Consider the following 23,220-nt stretch of genomic DNA (forward strand, 5'->3'; position numbering starts at 1 on the left):
ATCTTGCGTTTTTATCCATTCGCAATCTTTGTTTTTTAGACGTTCTTATAAATTCCGTCGTATTTTTTTTAAAGTTCTAATTTAATAATTTCCATTTAGATTCCATTACGGTTTTCCGCATTCAGTGTTTAAATATTTTTTCGGATAAATCTAATTTGGTCGGGAAACACAAAGTTTCGGTTTTGCACTTATAAACCAAAAAAAATTTCGATTTAATTTCCGCGTTATTATTCCGTAAGAGTAAATTTCGGCGTAATGCTTTTAAAATAATTGGCAATTGCCTTGGGGCAAGCTCAATGTCTCCCGTGATGCAACTTAAAATTGGAAAGCGGGGAAATTAAATTTTTCGTATGAGTGATAATTTCGGCGTAATGATTTTTTAAGTTTCTATTTCTATTTCTATTTGTATTTCAGTTTCAGTTTATTTTTGGGATTTCAATGCGTAATGTCTTGAATTTCATCACAATTTTTGTTAAATGCAAGATAACGTTTTGGGGCTTTGCGAAGGTGGGGAAATCGAAGCACAAATGTTCATTTTAGCACAAATGCTGATTAGAATTCCAATGCTCAAATTTAGCACAAATGCCCCACTTTTGCAAAACCCTTGTTAGCGGTTCGTTGTTTTTTCAGTTTTAATGCCAGCTGGATTATTTAAACAATTTTAAAATTTCTTTATAAGTCCACTCGTTCCCTTTTTCAAAGAAAGTATATGTTTTGTCCCAATGACTGCCTTGTCCCCAACCAACCATAGTTGAAATGATTTTTGTTTTTCCGTTTCCAATATCAACACATTGAATTATCTCTTGTAGATTTTTGTCTTCACTTCTTGCTTCTATTGGGAAATTATTGTTGAGATTTACTTTTAGAGTTAGCATTTCATTTTCTAAGTAGTTAATAATGTCTAATTGAATAGCTGTTGAGTCTTCTGTTGTTTTTGTTTTGTCGTAATTTGTTCTTATCCAACCACCAATTTTTATATTTGTTTTTACAACAGGTGCTATCCATTTTTCAAGCCCTTTGTCTGTGGTAAATAGTTTCCAAACTTCTGCTTTACTAATTGGCACTTCTATCGAGAACTGTAAGGTTTTCTCTCCAAATTTTGTAACATATGATGAGTTGGTTACTTGTGCTTGAACTCCAACAAAAGGAATAGAAAACAAACTAAATAATATTAATAATTTAACGGGTTTCATATTTTTAAAATTTTATACTTAATATTTAAGATTTTTCTACAAAGTTTTTAAAGTCTATTAAATACTGCATTGATTGTTTTTTAAATGCACTTGGCATTAGAAAACCTATTATTTTCATAAAACCTTTAAATTGAAATTCTTGTTCAGAAATATATCTTGTTCTATTGTCAGAAAGTGAGATAAATTTATTCTTTACGATATTAAATACTCCTTTTGCCTCATAAGTTCCGCTAAAATCTTCTGGTAAATTTCTAGCTGTAATTGTTTCAATCATTTCGATTTCACGTTTACCCATTTTAAATTTAAGTCGTGATTTAGCCCCAACTTGTCCCGGCTTTCCACTAATTTGTTCAAAACTCTGGAGACCTTTCATCCATTTGTCCATATTGCTTGGATTGTCAAAGAGTTCAATTACTCTGTCAATGGGACTGTTGATTTCGATTTCAGAAGTATATTTCATTGGTCTTTATTTTGATTGTTTAATTTTCTTGTCTTTTGCTGTCTTCCTACAATGACCGCTAACGTTTTGCAGCTACCCGAAGGGCGGGAATTTTACCACTAAACTTCATTCGGAGAACTGAACTTTCGGCTACCACAAAACTGTCTGCGGAGCACGAAACCCCGCCTTTTGGGTAGGTGCTGTTATGTGTAGTTTTTCTTTCCATTGTCATTCGTTTATACTTTTATGTGTCCCCAGTTTTCGCCTGTCTTAATGCGATGCAATGTCATTTCGCTTACACCAAATTTTTTAGCAAAAATCTTCAAACGTGTCTTGCGGTTTGGGTCAAGCAGTTTCTTTTTTAACCATATTACTTGCGTTTCTGTCAATTAAGTGCCGTTCGATTTTATTCTGTGTTCAATTAGTTTTTTCTTAGCTTCAATAACATACGGGCTTGTCTTGCTGTGTTCCAACATTTCAGGTTTTGTCGCCCATTTTAAATTGCCCACAAAGTTGTTGGCTCGATTGCGGTCTAAATGCAAAACATAAACTTAAGTGTCTGATGTTTTTGGAATAAAATAATTTGCAACAAGTCTATAGAAGAAATATTGTTTATTTTTTATGTTGTTGTCAGCGTCACGAATTTTAAATCTAAATACTCTGTAGCCGTCTAAAATTGAACCTTTTACAAGTCTTCCGTTTTTTGGTTCGTCCGTGTAGCTCACAAGTCGTCCATAATTTGATATTGCGTAACGCAGTCTTAGTTTATAGTCAAATGAAATTTCTTTAAATGTTTCTAATGCAAAAAATTGTAGCATAAGTCGTCAAAATTGTTTTGTTGGTGATGTCAAAGTTAGATTTTATTTTTAAATAGAAATTGTCATTATTTGTCGGTCAGTTTTGATGTCTATTGGGTCGCACTAAAATTACACATAACGTTGATGTGTATGAGCAGTAAGGGGCAAAATAAGCAATAATATTCCGTCATTAACTGAACATTGCTGAAAGATAATAACTTTCGGGTTAAACACAAAGCCCTTATTGCTTATACACGGTGTTAGCGGCTGGCTTTGTTCCGTTCTGCTTTTCAATTCCGATGTTTCTATTTCTGTTCGGATTGAGCGTTGGCGAGACATACTCTTTTGCAATTTTTGGCTTGAGCTTTGGCTGGTGCGAATTGCAAATGTGTATGGCTTTTAGCGTTGGCATTATGCTATAAAAATATGATTTGTGAATAAAGTATGTGGTGCACTCACAAGATTAATGTCAAATTTCAATGATGGTTCAATTCTGGAACTTGCATTATGAATTCTAAAGGATATTTGCCAACCTTCATTTAAAGAAACCAATAAAGTGGTAGTCGAATTATCCTGATAAACAATTTCGATTAATCTTGTCGGCAATTTAAGTTTAGGAATTTTGGCTTTTGGTTTTACAGATTCAAATGGTAAATTCAAAGTTCCCTTTAAATTATATGCTTGAATTTCAACTTTTTTGTTTCCTTTGATGACTTTATAGAAATCTTCATTTCCAATCAAATATTGCACAAGATTCTCGGCTACAATATTTGGGTTTGCTTTATCAAGTCTTAAAAGTTCTTTTCTAAAAGCATTTAAAATTGGCACGTAAACTACTTCGTGCATATTTTCAATCGAAGTCCATTTCGTGGATTTATCCTTTGCTTTTAGATTTGCCAACATATCAAATATTGGCTTAATTTCAGCAAAGTAATTTTGTGAACAAGGAACTCCTAACCACTTTTCGCCAAAATCAATGTTCAATGATAATCGAGAATGTTTAACTGCTCTATGATTGTTCTTCGCAGAAATTCCAATTTCCCATTTTTGAAGAGAGCGAATTACTAAAACATCACGAACATCGCCTGTTTGTCCTGCTTGGTCGCTCACGATTTCAAGAACCAATATGTCATTTTTGTTAATTCCATTTGACAATCTTGGTTCAATATCAATCAAAAAATTAATCGCTGCACTTGCTGTGATTCTGAAAGTATCTTGCTCATCTTCAATAAAACTTTCAAAACAACCTTTTGCGTTTTGATAAGGTTCATTTTCGGTAATCGAAACACTTGTTATAATTTTCAAACGTTCATAAAATTCCAAAAGCAAAGCATATTCAAAAGCTTTTCCATTTATTGTCTGATTTGCCATACTTTAAGATAATGTGTTTTCTAATTCCAATTGTTTTTTATTTGTTTTTGCAGGTCGTTTTTCTGCGTTTTCAATTTGAATTTTAATGCTCAAAGCCATATGTTTTGCAAGATTTACTGGAACTGCGTTTCCAATCATTTTATAACCTGCTGCAATGTGGTGGTAATGGAACGTAAAATTATCTGGGAATGTTTGTATTCTTGCACATTCTCTTACGCTCAATCTTCTGTATAAATCCTCTTTTCCTTTCACAAACTCACGAACGTTTTGTTCAATAAATTTCATTTTTGGTGCTTGAGGATGAATAGGTGCGTGGCGACCTCCTGCTTGAATTGTAAATGATTGTTCGTCCCAAGTTCTCACTCGATTTCTCGACATAAACATTGAAGAAAATCCGCCAATCATAAATTCGTGATTTGAGATTTTACAAATTTCTTTGTTTGTTTTGTTTCCTTCTTTGGCTGGAACAACGCTATTTTTTAAATCCGAAATCGCTTGGTCGAGCGTAATTTTTTCTTGTACTGGTTTTGGAAATTGAAATTTAAAATTTAAGTCTTTGCGAATACCAACAAAAAATACTCTTTTTCTGTCTTGTGGAACATCAAAGTCAGATGCGTTGAGTAATTGGAATGATAATTCATATCCAATCCCTGCATTTTTAAAAAGTTCTTTAATGTTTTTTAAAGCTTCGCTATGTCTATCCAATAGCATTCCACTCACATTTTCGGCAAGGAAAAACTTTGGTTGTTTTGCTTCTAATATTCTTATGAAATCGAAAAATAATTGTCCGCGTATGTCATTTATTCCACGCAATGAACCTGCTTCGCTCCAACTTTGGCAAGGTGGTCCACCAATAATTCCATCACATTCAGGAACTTCATCAGATTTTATGTTAACAATACTTCTTTTATCCAAAGTCGTTTTGGGATGGTTTTTTTCATAAGTTTCCCAAATTTCTTTGTCATATTCGTTCGCCCAAATGACATCGAATCCCGCTTTTTGGAATCCTAAATCAAGTCCGCCTGCTCCTGCAAAAAATGATACTATTTTCATACTGCTTTTTCTGTTTGAAGGTTTTTATTGAGTGTTCTGCGATATTCTGCTTTTTCTTCAGCAACTTTTAAGAGTTGTTTTGTGCAGTTCGTTTCGTAGATTTTTTTTCCGAGTTGGTCTGTTATATATTCTTCTCGTAAATCTTTTAAGTTTAGTTTAAAAATTCTCGCCAATTTTGGAAGTCTTTTTTCGTCAAAATCTCGAATTCCATTCTCTATTTTGCTCAAATTGGCAGAGTCTAAATTCAGTTTGGCCGCAAGTTGGGTCAAGGTCAATTCCTTTTCGGTTCTTAAAAGTCGAATATATTCGCCAAATGTTGTTTTCATAAGACTTGTCATTTTTTGACAAATTTAAAACATTTTTATTAATATCCAAATTTTGCGGTGGGAAAATTTTAGCTCTTTTGGTTTTTTCAGCGTTGGCGTTTTGTAGTGGCAAAAACCAAATGTGCTAAAATGTGCGGCTGGCTTTTCGGTTGGATTTTCAATTGAAGCGAGATTTTTTTTTTAGCTTGCCGCTAACGTTTTGCAGCTACAAGAAGTTGGCGATTTTTACCACAAATGCCAATGCGGAGAACCAATGTTTGATTAACCACAAATGTGTCTGCGGAGCACTGAACCGCCAATTTCTTGTAGGTGCTGTTAGCGGTTCGGCTTTTTTCGTCTAGTTTTAAATTCATTTCAAGTTAGTCCCCTTTAATTTTCTTTGAATATATTCTTTATGTGCAAATTCAAATGCTTGAGGGTCTATGCATGAGCTGTTAAATGTTAAAACTTCTTGTTGATATAATTCTCTTAAGTCAAGAATAAATTTGGGATAGCATTCATCAGCATTTACCATTACCATTATTAAATATCTAAAGCCGTCCCAAGAGTAGGATTGTCGATTGTCACGATAGAGGGCAATGTTCATATACTTTGTATTCATTTCTTCATAAAACTGAACTCTATTTTTGAAAAATTTATCAAATAATTCCTTAGTATCATTTTCTGATAAAATTTTGTATTGCTTTTCGAATAAATAATCGTGTATGACAAGAAGTTGTTTGCTTAATTCCTTAAGCATTAGTGGATTCTCTTCTTTTAACTCACTTAAAAATTCTTTGGTCGTTTGTATCCAAATTGTTCTATTACTCGCTTTAAATGCATTGTTATTAGCGTCATTCATAAGCCCAAGTCGTTCGATTGCTAGATGCGTTGTTAATACAACGAAAGTTGCCGCAAACAATATGGAATATGGAGTGAACATTTTTAAATATTCTTGAAACCCATTTGATGAAAGATCTAAGGACATTTTAAATCCTTCAATTGTTGCTAGTATAAATGCGACAATGGAAAAGACTATTAATGTCCATTGTAGATAGAATATGGGTTGCTTAATTTTGTTCATTTCAATTCTTTTGCTTTTTTGATATTATCTCGGCAACTATGCAGGAGTTGTATTTTGAAACATAATTTGCAGTCACACGATTGAAAATTCTTAATACTTCTGGAACATCTGTCGGGAAGACTATGCCATGTTTATGAACTATAAATAACACTCCGTTTACATACTCATCAGAGCAAACTTCAAGAATTTCTGAGCATATAATTGTATATCTTTTGTCCTTAAATGTAAAGTCATGCGTGTTAAAAGTAAGATTGTTCAAAGTCCTTTTTATTGCTGTTTGAATTTCGTAAGAAGCTCCGCTAATTCGTTCTTCGTCCAAAAGTCCCTTCGGCAATATTTCGGAAAGTTCAAGCTCATCTCTAAGTATTATTAAACCTTTGTCTGAAATTGATTCCCAGTCCGAAATATACTTTCCCCATTCTGCTTCCTTAATTTCTATTTCGTCATAATTATTCGGAAACTTCTGGTATGCGTCAAGGTGAATGCCAATTGTAAACTTTTTTTCAGTTGATGTATCAAGAATAACGTCTGTGTATGAAACTATCGGCTGTAACAATTCAGTTAATCTTACCTCCAATTCCTTATCACATAAATGCTCATTGTCGCCTGCCGAATCTATAAAGCAAGTTTGTTTATTCAATCCCTGAATTGCAGTATTGATATATTCGTTAATCGCTTTTTGCCTGTCAAACAATTTGTTTTTTCTTCCAATTGTCTTTTAGAAATTAACTCATCAACTATTGAACTTGGAAACTTAAATTGATAAGCTGCTTTGATTACAACTAAAAATATATAAACCAAACTGCAAGCAAATAGTATTCCTGTCCAATGATTAAAATTGTCGTCAATTTTGTTTGAAGCAACACCTATAACGATTACAAGTATAGCTTCAATAATTATTGTCCCAAGTAATGCTGCTTGAATTACTTTTATCCAATCCTTAAGTTTTTCTAATAGTTTGTCCATTTATTTTCTTTTGGTGTAGTCTTTTAAGCTGACCGCTAACGGTTTGCAGCTACAAGAAGTTGGCGATTTTTACCACAAATGTTGATGCGGAGAACCAATGTTTGATTAACCACAAATGTGTCTGCGGAGCACTGAACCGCCAATTTCTTGTAGGTGCTGTTAGCGGTTCGTTGTTCTCTTTCGTTTTTATCGGTCAGCATTATTTTGTCTGTTGAACTCCGTCTAATATTGCCACCTCAAGCGTGTCAATATTTATGTCAGTTAGTGTTTTGAACTTTATGCAATAACCTGTTACACTTGCCTTACCTATTGTTTTTCCGTAGGTTTCAGTCAAATACTTTTTGTTTTCAATACCCATAATGTAAACAGATATTCCTGTCGTGTTTGCACTGATACCAATTTGATAAAACTCTTTGGTCTTTCCGTCAGCATATTTTATTGTTTGAAGACCGTAGCCTATGTTGGGATTTGAAACAATTTTCCCTTTATCGTCTTTACCGTCTAAGAAGCATAGTTTACATTTTGGCAAAGCTTGCATTATACGTAGATGCAACGCGTGAATGTCAGAACGTTTTGGCTCAGATTGGCTGTCGATGTAATTTTTGATTTGTTTTACTCCGTTCATCTTAGATTGTCAATTATCTTTTCAAGTGTAGTTATGGTTTGTATATACTCTTGTTCGGAAATATTTTTCATTGATTTATGTCTGAATTCTTTCTGTTTTTGGAAACATTTATTAAAAATATCTTTCCCTTTTTCAGTAAGTTTCAGTTCCGTATCTTCCTTTATTAATTCGCCATTTATCATTTTGCCGATAGTATTGATTATAACTTCTTTTTCTGCAAACTCTATCAATATACTTATTATGTGATTTCTGCTAATGTTATTGCTCTCATTTATTGAATTAAGAATTTGCCACTGAGTTCGGTTGATGTCAAACTCTTTATGAATGTCATTAATTCCTTCGGTCAAGACATTGTCGGCTTTTTTAAGGTAGTATCCTATTGGTAATTTATTTTTCATTTTTCTCTGTTTGTTTATTTGAGGGCTGTCGTCCTACAATGACCGCTAACGTCTTGCTATCACCCATTATAGCTGATATCTACCCCGATAGGAATGCTATCAGCTATTATAGGTGATATTTTTTATTTATTTCAAGTTAGTCAGCTTCGTTACAGATCCAAGGCATCCAGTGGACTTATTATTTGATCGAATCCTTTGGTGGTGATATGGGTATAGATTTGAGTAGTCTTGGGACTCTCATGACCTAACAAACTCTGGATGTATCTGATGTCTGTTCCTCTCTCTAGGAGATGAGTAGCGAATGAATGTCTCAAGGTATGGACGGTTATTTTCTTTTTGATTGTTGTCTTGGATACCGCTGTTTTTAGGATGGCACTAATGCTAGTCGTCGAATACCTCATCGGTTTTTCCGCAGTACTACCTTGTCCTTCAAATAGATATTCGTGTGGCCTTTCTTTTTGGATGTAGTCCCTAAGCGTCAATAAAGTTCTGTTTGAAAGCAAGGTATATCTGTCTTTTTTCCCTTTAGCTTGTTCGATTCTTATTTGCATTCGTTTGGAGTCTATATTCTTGATCTTAAGATTGACTAATTCGCCGATTCTTAGGCCTGCCGAATAAATTGTCATTAAAATTGCCTTGTGCTTTAGATTGTCTATTGCTTTAAGGATTGCTATTATTTCTTCCTCACTGCAAACCTCTGGCAGTATCTTTTCACGAATTGGCCTATCTACATGGTAGTATTTTCGTTCGCCTCCTTTGACCTTTTCGTAATAAAATTTAATGGCATTGATCGCTTGATTTTGATGGGAACTCGACACTTTCCGTTCGTTAACCAAGAACCTGGAAAACTCCATAATTTCTTTTTCTCCGAGGCTATCTATTTCGGAATCTGGGAAGTGGTTGATAAATTCTTCGAACAAAGGAACGTAGGATCTGATAGTGCTTTGACTATATCTCCTTTCCTCCAACTTATGAACATACGCTTCGGGGCACTTTTTGTAATTTGAAAAGGAGAGCGGACTAGCCTTTGGAACACCTTCATTTTTTCCCTCTTGTTCATAGCTAAAGGTTAAACCCAATTGTCCAATTTTCATTTTAATCTCGGCCTCAAACTGCTCAGAATAGGGAATCGTCCACCATTTGTTTTTACCATCCCAGTGATGATATGGAATAGTTTTGATGTGCTTGATCAGTTCAGTGAGGTAGCCAAAAATCAGTTTAATCCGACCTGAATTGGTCCGAATCATCAAGACTTGATCTTTTTGAAGTGCGGAATGGCCTGATAGAGTGACTGGTATTTCGGCTGATTTCTCAAGGGAGTCCACACGATCTCCGAAATAGCTGGTTATTCTCTCTAGGTTGCCGGGATAATGGGGGATTTCCCAATGAAAGCCAGACTGATTCCAGCGAACATAGCGTATTGATCTAATAAATTGGATGTCCTGCTCATTCTTGGGTATTTTGAGTAGGATTTTTCGACCAATCACTCGGATTTCTATAGGGCCCGATTTCATCATTTACAAAATAAAATTTGCATATATTTTTACATAGAATAAATATGCGAATTATTTTTTTGATTGTTAGACACAAAAAAAAATCCCTCAGATTGCTTTAAGGGATTTAGTTATTTTTCAGCTTTCTATTTTTAGCCTTCAGAATTCTCCTCAACCCACTCCCTCGCATTCACAAAAGCCTCCATCCATGGTGTAAAGTCATCTTTGCGATCTGCCGGATAGTGTGCCCAGTTCCAAGGCTTCAGGCTTCGCTCGATATGCGGCATAATTACCAAGTGTCTGCCGTCTGCTGATGCAATGCCTGCTGTGGCGTGGTCCGAACCGTTTGGATTGCCAGGATAGGCTTCGTAGCTGTATCTCATTGTGAAGTTGTAATCGCTTTCTGCCTGAGGAAGATAGAACTTGCCTTCTCCGTGTGCTACCCATACGCCCAATCGCTGTCCGCTGAGCGAACCTAGCATCACAGATTCATTCTGAGGAATAGTCACATTCACGAAAGTGGATTCGAACTTGTGACTTGCATTATGAAGCATCTTCGGTTTGTTCGCATGATCTGGAGTAACCAAACCCAGCTCGATCATCAGCTGGCAACCGTTACAGACTCCCAAGCTCAAGGTATCTTCACGAGCATAGAAATTATCCAAAGCCTGCTTTGCTTTTGGATTGTACAAGAAGGCGCCGGCCCAGCCTTTGGCCGAACCTAAAACATCGGAGTTGGAGAATCCACCTACAAAGACGATCATCTGCACATCTTCCAAGTTTTCACGACCTGCAATCAGATCTGTCATGTGAATGTCCTTCACCTCGAATCCAGCCAACCAAAGCGAATAGGCCATTTCTCTGTCACCGTTCACGCCTTTCTCTCGGATAATTGCGGCTTTGGCTTTGGATTTTTCGGTACGGAAAGGATCAAGTCCAGCTGTTTCGAAATTTCCTTTCCAGCCTTCGGCAAACTCATAAGACAAAGGCTGGTTTTTATAATTGTCAAAGCGGTCTTTGGCAAGTTGCTCACCGCTTTGCTTTTTGTCCAATAGATAAGAAGATCTGAACCATACATCACGAAGATCAGCGATGTCCAGTGTCAGGTCTTTTCCTGCAAACTCAATATTTCCTGTGTCAGTGACTTTCGCCAGCTCCACATAATCTACATCGGCTTCCACCAATAAGGCCTCCACTGCATGATCATCTTCGACTTGAATCAGGATTCCAGGATTTTCGGCAAAAAGTGCTTTGATGATGTCTTCCTCGTGCAAGCGATCTAGTTTTACTTTCAAACCTACTTGCTGCACAGGGAAACACATCTCCAACAATGCAGTGACCAATCCGCCCGAGGATACATCGTGACCTGCAAGAATCCAAGTCTGATCGATCAGATCCTGAATTGCTGTAAATGCTTTCGCAAAATATCTCGGGTTTTTGACGTCTGGAGTTTCTGTTCCGACTTTATTCAGCGCCTGATAGAAACTGGAACCAGCCAGTTTGAAGCTGTCCTTCGAAAAATCTATGTATAAAATTCTACTTCCTTTGATTGGTTGCAAGGCAGTTTTCACTGTTTTCTTGATGTCGCTACATTCGCCGACAGTGGAGATAATCACCGTCCCCGGAGAATAGACCGTTTTTCCGTCAGGGTATTTCTGAGTCATGGAAAGGGAGTCTTTTCCCGTAGGGATATTCACACCCAACTCAATCGCAAAATCAGAAACTGCCTGAACGGCTCTATATAATCTATCGTTTTCACCTTTGTTTTTCGCAGGCCACATCCAGTTGGCAGAAAGGGAAATCCCCTGCAAGCCATCTTGAATATGCGCGAAAATCAAATTGGTCATCGCCTCAGCAATCGCCAATCGGCTACCTGCTTCCGGATTTGCCAAAGCTGCCACTGGCGCATGACCGATGGAAGTTGCGATTCCTTTATTTCCGGTAAAGTCCAATGCCATCACTGCCACATCATTCAGCGGAAGTTGGATTTCACCCACCGTCTGCTGAGTTGCTACACGGCCAGTCACAGAGCGATCAACTTTATTCGTCAACCAATCCTTACATGCCACAGCTTCCAGTTGCAGGACTTGACGGATGTATGCTTGGATCAAATCGGCTTCATAGTTTGCTTCGGTAAAAGAAGCGTTTGAAGTATCGTCTTCCAAAATGGTTTTTGGCGATGAGCCAAACATATAGCTGAGGTTCCAGTCCACCGGCTTTTCACCGTTCTTCTGATTCTCAAACTTGAAATGCATGTCTCCGGTCGCCTCGCCCACCACATAGAATGGCGCGCGCTCACGGTCAGAAATCTGATGCAAGGTGTCCACGTCTTTTTTGCCGATCACCAATCCCATTCGCTCCTGGGATTCGTTTCCGATGATCTCTTTGGAAGAAAGGGTAGGGTCACCCACTGGTAGTTGATCGATGTGAATCGTACCACCGGAATTTTCCACCAATTCAGAAAGGCAGTTTAAATGTCCGCCAGCTCCGTGATCGTGAATGGAAATGATCGGGTTGTTTTCGCTTTCGGCCATCGCACGGATCACGTTGGCTACACGCTTCTGCATCTCAGGATTGGATCGCTGGATGGCATTCAGCTCGATTGCGTTGGATAGTTCGCCGGTATTCAGTGAAGAAACCGCCGAACCGCCCATTCCGATTCTATAGTTGTCACCGCCCATGATCACAATCTGATCACCGGCTTTTGGTTCGTCTTTCTTGGTGTATTTGGCATTGGTGAAGCCTACGCCACCAGCCATCATGATTACCTTGTCAAAGCCATGATGCTTGCCGTCTTCCTCATGTTCAAAAGTCAAGACTGATCCTGAGATCAGCGGCTGACCGAATTTATTTCCGAAATCAGAAGCTCCGTTGGAAGCTTTGATCAGGATATCCATAGGCGTTTGGTAGAGCCAATCACGTTCATCAAGGTTGCTTTCCCAGCTTCTTCCGCTTTCAGATCGAGGATAGGAGGTCATGTAAACAGCAGTTCCTGCGAGAGGAATAGATGCTGTGCCGCCAGCGAGACGGTCTCTGATTTCTCCACCTGCTCCGGTGGCAGCACCGTTGAAAGGCTCGACGGTAGTTGGGAAGTTATGTGTTTCAGCTTTTAGGGAAATGACTGTATCGATCTCACGGGTTTCGAAAAAGTCAGCTTGATGGGCTGTTTTTGGAGAAAATTGCTGGGCTTTTGGGCCACCTACAAATGCAACGTTGTCTTTGTAGGCAGAAGCGATTCTGTTCGGATGCTTCTTGGAAGTTTCTTTGATGAGTTGGAAAAGCGTCTGTGGTTTTTCCTCGCCATTTATTATAAACGTGCCATTGAAAATCTTGTGACGGCAGTGCTCAGAATTCACTTGAGAAAAGCCGAAAACTTCCGAATCAGTCAGTGGGCGTTCCAATTCTTTCGCAACATTGTCCAGGTAATCCACCTCTTCTTGGCTAAGTGCTAATCCATTCTTGGTATTGTAAGCAGCGATGTCGGTGACTTCTACAATAGGCTCGGGCTGCAAGTGGATGTCAAAAATCTCCTGATCCAATCCATCAAATTCATGCTGAAGCATCGGGTCTATCTTGTCTCCTTCGTTTAGCGGAGAGAACTCCTCGATGCGCACAATGCCCGCAATTCCCATGTTTGCGGTGATTTCCACGGCATTGGTTGACCATGGTGTAATCATTTCCTTGCGTGGTCCTGAATACTTTTCGGTGAGCGATGGGTCGCTTATTGCTGTGGCTCCGCCAAAAAGCCAGGTTAGCTTTTCTAAGTCTTCTGGTGCGAAAGGTTGTGGAGATTGTACAGCGTAAACGGTTTTTTGAGGGGATTCAAAGAAGAAAATCATGTCCTTTGGCTGGTAAGATGCAAAGGTAAGCATTTGGGGGGGAGTTTGAAATGTGTGGAGGGGAGAAAAGTTAGTGATCAGTCGCGGTCTCAGTGGGCAGTTACAGTTGTCAGTCTCAGTGGGCAGTCATAGTAGCAGTAGGCAGTAGAAGTCACCGTTGAGCGGATTCCCCCTTAGTTTAGGATTTCTTGTGAAAACGAAAAGTAAGTCAAAGGGGGCAAGGGGGATTTTTAAGATTTTCGTTTTGGTGTGGTAACGCCTTTGGTCATACTTCCCCCGTAATAATTCATGCATTGGCGATCCAATTAGTATTTGACTCTTGTTTCTTGTCTCTTGATTCCATCTACCTGTTAGTATTGACTTGGTACTTAATACTTATGACTTACTACTTAAAACTATTTATTTCACCATCATAAATTCTAAATAATCACCTCACTGTCCGCGATCGCACACTTTTCTATATTATTTTATTGTTAAAGCCGAATATTGTTCGTTTTTGATACGGAAGAAACTTTTGAAGAGAAGAAAGTTTCCGTAGTTTTGCATTTCGAAATTTAAGTTGATTAGCGGAGATGAGAGAGAAGATTCTAGGAATAGCCAGTGAACAGTTTAGCCAGTATGGGGTTAGAGCCATTACCATGGAGGATATTGCCCGATTGGCAGGCATTTCCAAAAAGACAATCTATCAGGAATTTGTTGATAAAAAGCAGCTCGTCAAAGAGGCATTTTCTTTGGCTTTGAAAGAAGATCAGGACACCCTCAAAAAAATTATGGACGGGGAAGATGGTGTCATTGAGCACCTAGTCCATACTTCAAAGATGGTTCGGGAGCGCTTGGCAACTTTAAACCCTATGGTTCTATTTGAAATACAAAAATACTTCCCGGAGGTTTGGGAGATGTTCAATGAATTCAAAGAAGAAATTATAGTGACAGACATCGTCAATGTCATCGAGAAAGGCAAAGCACTTGGATATTTTCGCCCCGAAATAAATGCCAAGATTTTGGCGAATATGCGAATGGATCAAATAAGTGCCGCTATGAATCCATCTAACAATAATAGGAGAGATGTCAGTCTATTGGCTATGCATATGGAAATGCTTGATCATTTCCTCCATGGTATTTTTACCGAGAAAGGCAGGCAGGCTTACTTGCAAAAGCAGAATTCGAATTAATCAATCTCTATTCATTACCTCTACCAGCTAGTTTTTAAGATCAGAACCTTTTTAGATTCAATTATGCATAAGACAAAAATTTATTTAATAGCTCTCCTTTCCTTGAGTTTGTTCAGGTTAGAAGCTATTGCCCAAGGAGCGCCACCCTTGGAGACGCTGCAACTTACTCTACAGCAGGCCTTAGAATATGCCTTAGAAAACAACGTGGATGCTAAAAATGCCCGTCTGGAGCTTTTGATAGCGGAGACCACCGTGAAAGAGGAATTATCAAAAGGTCTTCCACAGATCGACGGTTCGTTTAATTTTAATTACAATCCGGCAGTTCCTATATTATTTGTTCCGAATGAGGGGCCGTTTGGGGATCCTACTATTGATGCGGATGTGGTTCCACTAAGGCTTGGAGTAAGCTATCAATCTGGGTTAGGGGTGACTGCCAGTCAGATGATCTTTGATGGATCTTTTTTTGTAGGATTGAGAGCCTCCAAAACGCTCCGAGAATTGACTGAGTATGATCGTATCAAAACTGAGAATGATGTGCTTTTGACTGTCAAGAAGGCATATTTTGGAGCTTTGGTAAATAAGGAACGAATCAAACTGGCAGAGTCAAATCTCACACGGATTGATTCGCTTTTGGATGAAACCAAGGCAATATATGAAGCTGGACTAGCTGAGAAAATCGATGTGTCTCGAATTCAAGTACAGCGCAATAACATTTACACTCAAGTAGAGCGAAGCCGAACCGCCTATGAGATCAGTAAGCAATTGCTAAAAATACAAATGGGGCTACCAAAAGAATATGATGTCCTGATCACAGAAACTTTGGCAGAATTAAACCCTGAGGTAAAGCTGAATCAATTGCTGACTATGGAAGGCATGCCTAGAGTGGAAGTCAATCAACTTGAGAAAAATTTGGAACTCGTAGGATTGGATTTGAAAAACAATACGGTGCAATACATGCCGAGTATCACGTTCAATGCCAACTATCAGCGCTCAGGTGCATCAAATGACTTAAGTAATGTCTATGATTCTCGTAATTGGTTTAGCAGCTCATTGCTGGGAGTATCTATGCAAATCCCGATTTTTGATGGCTTTTTGAAAAGTGCTCGAATTCAGCGTAATCGCATCCAACAAGATCAATTGAAGAATCAGCGCTTGTTTCTCGATGATAATATTTCGCTCGAAATCTACCAAGCTCGAACCAACCTGAAAAATGATTTGAATATCATGGAGGTGCAAAGAGAGAACATGGCCTTGGCTCAGGAAGTGTACGATATTTCCAAGATCAAATACAACGAAGGCGTAGGCTCCAACTTGGAAGTGGTAGATGCTGATGCGGCTTTGATAGAATCAGAAATCAATTACCTGGGAGCGCTTTACGATGGATTGATTTCCAGAGTAGATCTGGAAAAGGCACTGGGAATTTTAAAAGAAGGAATCAACGACTAGTCCAATCCGCCCCGGCGACCAAGTCATTTTCTTTTCGAAAGAAGAGAATTATACAAAAACGAAATTATCAACAAATTATGAAAGCAACATATATATTTTTACCCCTAATTGCCCTTGCCTTCCTAGCTGTTTCCTGTGCTACCGAAGAAGGAGTGGATGCAAAAAAAGCTGAATTGGAGAAACTCAAAAATGAGTCTAACGATATCACCAATCAGATTAGCGAATTAGAGGCTGAGCTGATGAAACTCGATCCTGAGTTTGCGAAAGCAAATCACAAGTCTATCCTCATCACTACGGCTCAGGCTAAGAAAGGGAGATTTGAGCACTATGTAGAAGTGACAGGATCAGTACTTTCGAAGAAAAACGTAAGCATCAGTGCTGAGACCTCAGGAAGAATTCTGGAAGTCCCGGCTATCGAAGGGATGAGAGTAGAGAAAGGTCAGGTGTTGGCAAGAATTGATGCTGAATCTGTTCAGAGATCTATCGATGAGCTCCAGAACAACATGGATCTTGCAAATACCTTGTTCGAAAAGCAAGAGCGACTTTGGAAGCAGCAGATCGGGACGGAGGTACAGTATTTGGAAGCAAAAAACAGAAAAGAAGGGTTGGAGAGAAGCCTAGCCAGCGTCAAAACTGAGCTGTCAAAGGCGGTAATTCGTGCTCCTTTCTCAGGAACTATCGAAACGGTACAAGTGCGATTGGGTGAATTGGTTCAGCCAGGGGCAGCGATGTTTCAGTTTGTGGGTGAAAGTGACTTGTTTATAGAAGCAGATATTTCTGAGTCTTATGTGGGAGTACTTGCAAAAGGAGATTCTGTAGATGTAAGCTTTCCTTCTATCGATCAGGACATTCAGACCAAAGTATCTGCGATAGGTGCGATCATCAATCCAAACAATAGAACATTCAAAGTAGAAGTATATCTACCAAAGATACCGCTGGTGAAACCTAATATGATTTCTGTTTTGAAAATTCAGGATTATGAAAATAATGAGGCTGTCACTGTACCAAGTTATTTGATTCTCAGTGACAACAGAGGAGATTATGTATTTGTAGTGGTGGATGGTATAGCTAAGAAAAAATATGTCGAAAGAGGAAAGACGTTTGATGAACAAACGGAAATCCTAAAAGGACTGGAAGGTAACGAAGTACTGGTGGACAAGGGCTTCCGTGAAGTAGGAGATAATTTCAACGTGAACATAGCTCAGCTTTAATAAGATGGCGGAAAACCAAAAACCAATAAAAACGCGTGAGTTCGGATTATCCAGTATGTCTGTGGATAATTCCACCTCTGTCGTGATCCTTACGCTGATAATTACCTTCCTAGGCTTAAGTGCTTATCGCAATATGCCTAAGGAGAGTTTTCCTGAGATTGTGATACCTACAGTGTACATCGGGACGCCTTATCCTGGCAACTCACCTGTGGATATGGAGAATCTGATCACCAGACCTATAGAGAAAGAGCTTAAGTCTTTGAACGACGTCAAAGACATCACCTCTACATCTGTTCAGGATTTTTCTTCTATAGTAGTAGAATTTAATGCGGGTGTGGAGATATCCAAGGCCATTCAGGATGTGAAGGATGCGGTGGACAAGTCCAAAAGTGAATTGCCTACTGATTTGGATCAGGATCCTAACGTATTGGAAATCAATACATCCGATTTCCCGATCATGAATGTGAATATCTCTGGAGATTATTCTGAAGCGGAGCTGAAGAAATTTGGCGAATACCTGGAGGATGAAATCGAGAAACTTGCAGAAATATCCAAAGCAGACCTGGCAGGAACGGTAGAGCGTGAGATTCAAATCAATGCTGATCCCTATAAAATGGAATCGGTAGGGGTGAGTTTCGGTGATATTTCTTCTGCTGTACAGTCTGAAAATGTGACTATTTCAGGTGGAAATATTCGCTCCGGAGATTTCCAGCGTACACTTCGAGTGGACGGTGAGTTTACCGATCCTATGCAGATTCTGAATATCATAGTCAAAACTGATAATCAGAAAATCGTTTATCTCAGAGATGTAGCCGAAGTAAAGGATACTTATAAGGAGAGGACCAGTTATGCCAGAAGTAAAAATCTACCTGTTGTCACGATCAATGTAGTGAAGCGTAGCGGAGAGAATTTGCTATATGCTGCTGATAAAATCAAGGAGATAATAGAAACAACCAAGGCGAACAGATTTCCTCCAGATTTAGAAATTAGTATCACCAATGATCAGTCCAAAGCAACTAGACTTCAGGTGAGTGATCTGGAAAACTCCATCATCTTTGGGGTAATCCTGGTCGTATTGGTATTGATGTTCTTCTTAGGATTCAGGAATGCTCTTTTTGTAGGGATAGCAATTCCACTTTCGATGTTCATATCATTCTTGATTTTGAACGCCTTCGGGATCACGCTTAACCTAATGGTACTTTTCTCCCTGATCCTTGCTCTGGGTATGCTAGTGGATAATGGTATTGTGGTGGTGGAAAATATCTATCGCTTGATGTCCGAGGGAAAAGACGCCGTGCAGGCAGCAAAAGAAGGAGTTGGGGAAGTCGCCTGGCCTATCATTACTTCTACTGCTACTACTTTGGCAGCGTTCCTGCCACTGGCTTTTTGGCAGGGTACAGTAGGGGAGTTTATGAAATTCCTCCCGATCACCTTGATTATCGTTCTTTCTTCCTCCCTTTTTGTGGCACTGGTAATCAATCCTGTATTGACTGCACTTTACATGAAAGTGGAAGATGTGAGTAAAGATAAACCTAAGCAAAAATCAATTATTGTAGCAGGTGTATTATTGATACTTTCTGCCCTGTTTTATCTGATAGGATGGGCAGCTTTTGGTTCTTTGATGATGATTGCAAGTGTGTTTACGGTCTTCAACGTTTTTGTACTCAGAAGGGCAATTCGCTGGTTTCAGACCGTGCTTTTGGTCAAGCTGGAGAATATATACGAGACAACTTTGAATTACGCATTGAATGGGAAAAAGCCATATGGCTTCCTTGGAGGTACTGTGTTATTGCTTGTGCTTTCTCTTTTGCTTCTGGTAGTAAGAGCACCGGAGGTACTTTTCTTTCCGGATAACCAACCACAACTGATCAATGTATTTGTTGAATTCCCTATAGGAACGGATATCGAAGCGACAAATGAATTTGTAGATGGAATGGAAGAAGAGCTGATGATAGCGCTGGATGATTACAAAGGGATTCTGGAGTCGGTCATATCTCAAGTGGGTGAGGGGACAGGAGATCCTATCGAAGGGCCTAGTAACCAACCTACACCCCATAAAGCCAAAATTACCATCGGCTTTGTGGACTACATAGACAGACAGGGAGTCAATACCAACGGTGCGATGGAGAAAATTCGCGATTTGGCTGAGAAATATCCGGGTGTTCTGGTGACTGTAGATAAGCAAACGAGTGGACCTCCAGTCGGTAAGGCGATCAATTTGGAGTTTGCTGGTGAAGATTATGATCAGTTGATTTCTTTTGTCAATCAAACCCGAGAATACCTAAATGATCAAAATGTACCAGGTGTTGAGGAACTGAAATCGGATTTATCATTGGGAAATCCTGAAGTGGTCTTGAATATAGACAGAGAAAAAGCAAGAAGATTTGGGCTGTCTACCTCAGAAATCGCTACTGATCTACGTACAGCTCTTTTTGGACTGGAAGTTTCCAAATATAAAGAGGGCGAGGACGATTACCCTATTCAATTGAGATTGAAGGAAGGTTTCAGATATGATATCAATACCTTGGTCAATAAGAAAATTGGCTTTAGGGATAAATTCGGAGATAAGCGGGAAGTGCCTATCTCATCAGTTGCCGATGTAAAGTACGGATCAACTTATGGGTCTGTGAAGAGAAAAGATCTTGAAAAAGCGATCACTATTTATTCCAATGTCTTGGATGGCTACAATGCTACGGCAGTAAATGCTCAGATTCAGGCAGCACTACAAAACTACGAAGTGCCAGATGGGATCTCTGTGAAATACACCGGAGAGCAAGAAGAGCAGCAGAAGTCTATGGATTTTCTTCTGGGAGCATTGGGTATCGCAGTTTCCTTGATATTCTTGATTATTGTAGCGCAGTTTAACTCAGTTACAACGCCATTTATAATCATGGCTTCCGTAGTCTTAAGTACGATAGGTGTATTCTTGGGCCTGGTGATATTCAATATGGATTTCGTCGTGATCATGACGGGAATCGGAATTATATCCCTTGCAGGCGTGGTGGTAAACAATGCGATTGTATTGATTGATTATACTGATCTGGTTCGAGAGAGAAAAAGATATGAGCTAGGTATGGGGCCAAAAGACCATTTGCCTTTCCCGCTCATGATAGCAAGTATCATAGAGTCAGGCAAAACAAGGCTTCGCCCGGTGTTGCTGACAGCGATCACTACAGTACTCGGCTTGATTCCTCTGGCGATAGGAATGAACATCAATTTCGGGACATTACTTAGTGAATTTGATCCTCAATTTTATGTAGGCGGAGATAATGCTGCTTTCTGGGGACCAATGGCTTGGACTGTTATATTTGGGTTAACCTTTGCGACCTTCCTTACGTTAGTCATCGTACCAGTCATGTATTTGTTGGCAGATAAACTCAACATGAGAATCAGCAAACTCAAATCTTGATCGGATTAAGGTTGGTGGTTTTTTTTGTTAAATCCTCCGAGACTATGTCCCGGAGGTTTTTTGCGTTTTAGTGGGGTGTTTTTTCCCTTTCAAAGATGGAAGTTGTAAATTCACCTTCCAAAATAGTGGGATGAAGAAATGGAAGAATTTAAGTGGTTTGTGATGTACACCGCCTCACGATCTGAGAAGAAGGTGGCTGACCGGTTGAAAGAAAATGGTGTCGAAGTTTACTTACCGATGATAGAGGAACTTAGGCAGTGGTCAGATCGAAAGAAGAAAGTTCGGCGTGCCATGTTTAATGGATATGTTTTTGTAAAGACTAGTCGCAATAAATTATGGGAATGTCTTCAAGTTCCTGGAGCAGTTAAGTTTGTGCATTTTTCCGGACAACATGCCACTATTCGAGAAGAAGAATTGGATATCATCAAGCGGGTAATCGAAACTGGAGTTGGGGTTGAATCTGATGGGTCTACTATTGACCCTGGAGAAAAAGTACTCGTGATCGGCGGGCCACTTCAGAATATGACAGGAGAAGTAATAGAGAAAGGGAACAAGGATTATTTCTTAATTCGAATCCCCGGAATTTATCAGAATTTGTTGATTTCTGTTCCCCGCAAGTTTTTGGAGGTACTAGCTTAGTTGTTAATTCGATTAGGTCTCAGAGTAGATGGTTTCATTTTCCAGTTTCTTTGAATTACCCCAACTTTTACAGAATCCTGAATTTGCTTGACATTAACTTCTTTAGTCCGGAAGTCAGACAATTTAACAGTGTCTTCAAGACTGTAAAGCGTAATTACTGACTCCTTAAGCTCTATCGTGTCTGAAGCAAAATAGTCCACCAAAAACAGGAAGTCGTTTTCTTCAAGAGCAATACCATCCGTAGGTAGGCCCATTTTTATTCCAATTAAAACTAACCTACTGACGGGTAACTGTATTTCTACATTATCTGAAATTGGAAATTCATACATTGATTTATCAACTGATTGCGCCGTTTGAGAAGGTGAAAAAACGGGAGGAATTGTTGAGGATTGCGGTTCCTGAATAGGCTCTGATGAGGTTGATGTGGGAGTTTGCTGAATGCCATCTGAGTCATTTATCACTGTAGAAGTAGTAACATCTTCCTCAAATGTATTTTTTATTTCTGGCCACATCACTGTGCCCGCAACACAAAGTAGCAACAAAGATGCTGCGTAGGGCATTAACTTTCTAAAGGTGAAATTTGATTTTAGAGTTGCCGCGGTTGAGGGATATGGAAGCGGAATTGGCGGCGAAGCCATCGAAGCATTCTGCATTGACGGCAAAAACGAAACTACTGGATTATTCGGAATGAAGTTGACTTCCGAAGCTTCAAATACAGGTAAAGCCTCTGGCGCGAAAGCTTTGGTGGTTACATTGCGCTCTAGCACAATGTCTTTCTTACGCTCTCCAAATCCTTCAATAATCTGTAGTAATGTGACGCGCAGAACAAGCGTAAATGTGCCTTCCCGTAGCGCTTTGACATCGAAAAGCCATTCGGTATAGTCATCGACTAAGATCACCTGCTCTGTAGAACTTAGACCTTTGATCTCAAATGTGTCCCCGTCTCTTCCTTCTTCGAGCGATACCTGCATGACTTCGCCAAGGCGGATATCGTCGATTACTTGTTCTTCTTCAGGAATTTTAAGGTTTTCAATGAGCAAAAGTTCATCCCAAGCCAAGCGCACAATGCATCGTGTCCATTCTTGAATCTGCATCATTTCAGGAATATGATATAGGACTTTGCCGTATTTTGATTTTGGTTTCGTACCTACTTTTTTACCTAATAATTCCAATAGGGGAGCAAAAGATTTAGTACGCATTTCTTCGACCGTCAAGGTATTCATATTCCGAAAAGTCGCCGCAAGGTTTGCGATAGCTCCTCTAATGTCTGTAAAAAGATCAATGTCGTCTCTGATTCCTTGGGTATCGGCAAAGCTATCTAGCCCTTTGATCGCTAAGTTTAACTCTTCAATTTGATCTTCCCAGTATTTGAGGTAAGATATGATGCCTGTAGACTTGTAGATTGCTGCGTCAGGCAAAACTAATGGGAAAACGCGTTCATAGAAAGCTCCACTTTTTTGAACTTCAAGAAGCTCGAACATGCAATTGGCGGATTTTAGGTATTTATCACTGATCACAAGGATAATTGCATGACCTTGGCCGATCTGCTCCATAAACTCTTTGATCAGCCCTTTAAATCCAAGATCCCTCTTGTCTCGAACCAAATTAATCCCAGCAGACGTGACAGCTTGATCAATTTCGTTGGCTACTGATTCGCTTTCTCCACCCCAGGCATAGGATATAAATACAACTTGCAGATCCATTGGCATAAAAAAAATAGTATATAAAACCGTTATTTTGAAGTTAATCCTATTTTAGGAAAACATCAAAAGGATTTTAA

Annotated in this window: 19 protein-coding genes; 5 read left to right on the top strand and 14 right to left on the bottom strand. The window is 39.1% G+C overall.

All coding sequences use genetic code 11. From position 1 onward, the window contains the following. Positions 1-647: 647 nt before the first annotated feature. From BVH04_RS21025 to purL, 13 genes are all read right to left on the bottom strand, one after another. A complete protein-coding gene (locus BVH04_RS21025; protein ID WP_086543433.1) occupies positions 648-1,193 on the bottom strand; it encodes an SRPBCC domain-containing protein in 546 nt (181 codons plus the stop codon). A 25-nt stretch (positions 1,194-1,218) separates the two neighbouring features. Continuing rightward, positions 1,219-1,653 (bottom strand): SRPBCC family protein, encoded by a 435-nt coding sequence (locus BVH04_RS21030; protein ID WP_086543434.1) that lies wholly within the window; start codon positions 1,651-1,653, stop codon positions 1,219-1,221. Positions 1,654-1,711: 58 nt separating this feature from the next. Then, positions 1,712-1,858, bottom strand: a complete 147-nt coding sequence (locus tag BVH04_RS25560) for a hypothetical protein (RefSeq protein ID WP_169714477.1) — start codon at positions 1,856-1,858, stop codon at positions 1,712-1,714. Between the two features lie 982 nt (positions 1,859-2,840). Then, the gene (locus BVH04_RS21040; RefSeq protein ID WP_086543435.1) at positions 2,841-3,800 is read right to left on the bottom strand and encodes a HaeIII family restriction endonuclease; all 960 of its coding nucleotides are present in this window, start codon (positions 3,798-3,800) and stop codon (positions 2,841-2,843) included. Positions 3,801-3,803: 3 nt separating this feature from the next. After that, positions 3,804-4,853 carry a DNA cytosine methyltransferase gene (locus tag BVH04_RS21045; protein WP_086543436.1) on the bottom strand — a complete coding sequence of 350 codons (1,050 nt, stop codon included), beginning with the start codon at positions 4,851-4,853 and terminating at the stop codon, positions 3,804-3,806. Then, positions 4,850-5,179 carry a helix-turn-helix domain-containing protein gene (locus tag BVH04_RS21050; protein ID WP_169714478.1) on the bottom strand — a complete coding sequence of 110 codons (330 nt, stop codon included), beginning with the start codon at positions 5,177-5,179 and terminating at the stop codon, positions 4,850-4,852. The genes BVH04_RS21045 and BVH04_RS21050 overlap by 4 nt, the downstream gene beginning before the upstream one ends. Before the next feature lie 349 nt (positions 5,180-5,528). Then, positions 5,529-6,242 carry a hypothetical protein gene (locus BVH04_RS21055; protein WP_086543438.1) on the bottom strand — a complete coding sequence of 238 codons (714 nt, stop codon included), beginning with the start codon at positions 6,240-6,242 and terminating at the stop codon, positions 5,529-5,531. A 1-nt stretch (position 6,243) separates the two neighbouring features. After that, positions 6,244-6,882, bottom strand: coding sequence for a hypothetical protein (locus tag BVH04_RS21060; protein WP_086543439.1), 639 nt, complete (start codon positions 6,880-6,882; stop codon positions 6,244-6,246). After that, on the bottom strand, positions 6,879-7,208 hold the full coding sequence (locus BVH04_RS21065; RefSeq protein WP_086543440.1) for a hypothetical protein: 330 nt from the start codon (positions 7,206-7,208) through the stop codon (positions 6,879-6,881). The genes BVH04_RS21060 and BVH04_RS21065 overlap by 4 nt, the downstream gene beginning before the upstream one ends. Positions 7,209-7,407: 199 nt before the next feature. Continuing rightward, on the bottom strand, positions 7,408-7,833 hold the full coding sequence (locus tag BVH04_RS21070; RefSeq protein ID WP_086543441.1) for a hypothetical protein: 426 nt from the start codon (positions 7,831-7,833) through the stop codon (positions 7,408-7,410). Continuing rightward, positions 7,830-8,231 carry a MarR family winged helix-turn-helix transcriptional regulator gene (locus tag BVH04_RS21075; RefSeq protein WP_086543442.1) on the bottom strand — a complete coding sequence of 134 codons (402 nt, stop codon included), beginning with the start codon at positions 8,229-8,231 and terminating at the stop codon, positions 7,830-7,832. The genes BVH04_RS21070 and BVH04_RS21075 overlap by 4 nt, the downstream gene beginning before the upstream one ends. 149 nt (positions 8,232-8,380) lie before the next feature. Next, positions 8,381-9,748: a tyrosine-type recombinase/integrase gene (locus tag BVH04_RS21080; RefSeq protein ID WP_240511008.1), complete on the bottom strand. Its 1,368-nt coding sequence runs from the start codon at positions 9,746-9,748 to the stop codon at positions 8,381-8,383. Between the two features lie 128 nt (positions 9,749-9,876). Next, complete coding sequence (gene purL, locus BVH04_RS21085) at positions 9,877-13,563, bottom strand: phosphoribosylformylglycinamidine synthase (RefSeq protein WP_086543471.1); 3,687 nt, start codon at positions 13,561-13,563, stop codon at positions 9,877-9,879. A 572-nt stretch (positions 13,564-14,135) separates the two neighbouring features. On the opposite strand from purL, the gene BVH04_RS21090 reads away from it, so the two are divergent. The 5 genes from BVH04_RS21090 (at position 14,136) to BVH04_RS21110 (ending at position 21,440) form a co-directional block, all read left to right on the top strand. Continuing rightward, positions 14,136-14,735: a TetR/AcrR family transcriptional regulator gene (locus tag BVH04_RS21090; RefSeq protein WP_086543443.1), complete on the top strand. Its 600-nt coding sequence runs from the start codon at positions 14,136-14,138 to the stop codon at positions 14,733-14,735. A 63-nt stretch (positions 14,736-14,798) separates the two neighbouring features. Beyond that, entirely contained in the window at positions 14,799-16,181 is a 1,383-nt protein-coding gene (locus BVH04_RS21095) for a TolC family protein (RefSeq protein WP_086543444.1), read from the top strand. A 77-nt stretch (positions 16,182-16,258) separates the two neighbouring features. Continuing rightward, positions 16,259-17,392, top strand: coding sequence for an efflux RND transporter periplasmic adaptor subunit (locus tag BVH04_RS21100; RefSeq protein ID WP_086543445.1), 1,134 nt, complete (start codon positions 16,259-16,261; stop codon positions 17,390-17,392). A gap of 4 nt (positions 17,393-17,396) precedes the next feature. Then, positions 17,397-20,801, top strand: coding sequence for an efflux RND transporter permease subunit (locus BVH04_RS21105; protein WP_086543446.1), 3,405 nt, complete (start codon positions 17,397-17,399; stop codon positions 20,799-20,801). Between the two features lie 138 nt (positions 20,802-20,939). Continuing rightward, entirely contained in the window at positions 20,940-21,440 is a 501-nt protein-coding gene (locus BVH04_RS21110; protein ID WP_086543447.1) for a UpxY family transcription antiterminator, read from the top strand. Here BVH04_RS21110 and BVH04_RS21115 read toward each other — a convergent pair. Continuing rightward, a complete protein-coding gene (locus BVH04_RS21115) occupies positions 21,437-23,143 on the bottom strand; it encodes a toll/interleukin-1 receptor domain-containing protein (protein WP_205635897.1) in 1,707 nt (568 codons plus the stop codon). The two genes, BVH04_RS21110 and BVH04_RS21115, sit on opposite strands and share 4 nt — an antisense overlap. Positions 23,144-23,220 lie beyond the last annotated feature (77 nt).

Origin of the sequence: Algoriphagus antarcticus, assembly GCF_002150685.1 — a bacterium.
Classification (GTDB): domain Bacteria; phylum Bacteroidota; class Bacteroidia; order Cytophagales; family Cyclobacteriaceae; genus Algoriphagus; species Algoriphagus antarcticus.

Coding starts and splice junctions, on each gene's coding strand:
- BVH04_RS21025 (WP_086543433.1), bottom strand. CDS start 1,193: ATGAAACCCGTTAAATTATTAATATTATTTAGTTTGTTTTCTATTCCT.
- BVH04_RS21030 (WP_086543434.1), bottom strand. CDS start 1,653: ATGAAATATACTTCTGAAATCGAAATCAACAGTCCCATTGACAGAGTA.
- BVH04_RS25560 (WP_169714477.1), bottom strand. CDS start 1,858: ATGGAAAGAAAAACTACACATAACAGCACCTACCCAAAAGGCGGGGTT.
- BVH04_RS21040 (WP_086543435.1), bottom strand. CDS start 3,800: ATGGCAAATCAGACAATAAATGGAAAAGCTTTTGAATATGCTTTGCTT.
- BVH04_RS21045 (WP_086543436.1), bottom strand. CDS start 4,853: ATGAAAATAGTATCATTTTTTGCAGGAGCAGGCGGACTTGATTTAGGA.
- BVH04_RS21050 (WP_169714478.1), bottom strand. CDS start 5,179: ATGAAAACAACATTTGGCGAATATATTCGACTTTTAAGAACCGAAAAG.
- BVH04_RS21055 (WP_086543438.1), bottom strand. CDS start 6,242: ATGAACAAAATTAAGCAACCCATATTCTATCTACAATGGACATTAATA.
- BVH04_RS21065 (WP_086543440.1), bottom strand. CDS start 7,208: ATGGACAAACTATTAGAAAAACTTAAGGATTGGATAAAAGTAATTCAA.
- BVH04_RS21070 (WP_086543441.1), bottom strand. CDS start 7,833: ATGAACGGAGTAAAACAAATCAAAAATTACATCGACAGCCAATCTGAG.
- BVH04_RS21075 (WP_086543442.1), bottom strand. CDS start 8,231: ATGAAAAATAAATTACCAATAGGATACTACCTTAAAAAAGCCGACAAT.
- BVH04_RS21080 (WP_240511008.1), bottom strand. CDS start 9,748: ATGATGAAATCGGGCCCTATAGAAATCCGAGTGATTGGTCGAAAAATC.
- purL (WP_086543471.1), bottom strand. CDS start 13,563: ATGATTTTCTTCTTTGAATCCCCTCAAAAAACCGTTTACGCTGTACAA.
- BVH04_RS21090 (WP_086543443.1), top strand. CDS start 14,136: ATGAGAGAGAAGATTCTAGGAATAGCCAGTGAACAGTTTAGCCAGTAT.
- BVH04_RS21095 (WP_086543444.1), top strand. CDS start 14,799: ATGCATAAGACAAAAATTTATTTAATAGCTCTCCTTTCCTTGAGTTTG.
- BVH04_RS21100 (WP_086543445.1), top strand. CDS start 16,259: ATGAAAGCAACATATATATTTTTACCCCTAATTGCCCTTGCCTTCCTA.
- BVH04_RS21105 (WP_086543446.1), top strand. CDS start 17,397: ATGGCGGAAAACCAAAAACCAATAAAAACGCGTGAGTTCGGATTATCC.
- BVH04_RS21110 (WP_086543447.1), top strand. CDS start 20,940: ATGGAAGAATTTAAGTGGTTTGTGATGTACACCGCCTCACGATCTGAG.
- BVH04_RS21115 (WP_205635897.1), bottom strand. CDS start 23,143: ATGGATCTGCAAGTTGTATTTATATCCTATGCCTGGGGTGGAGAAAGC.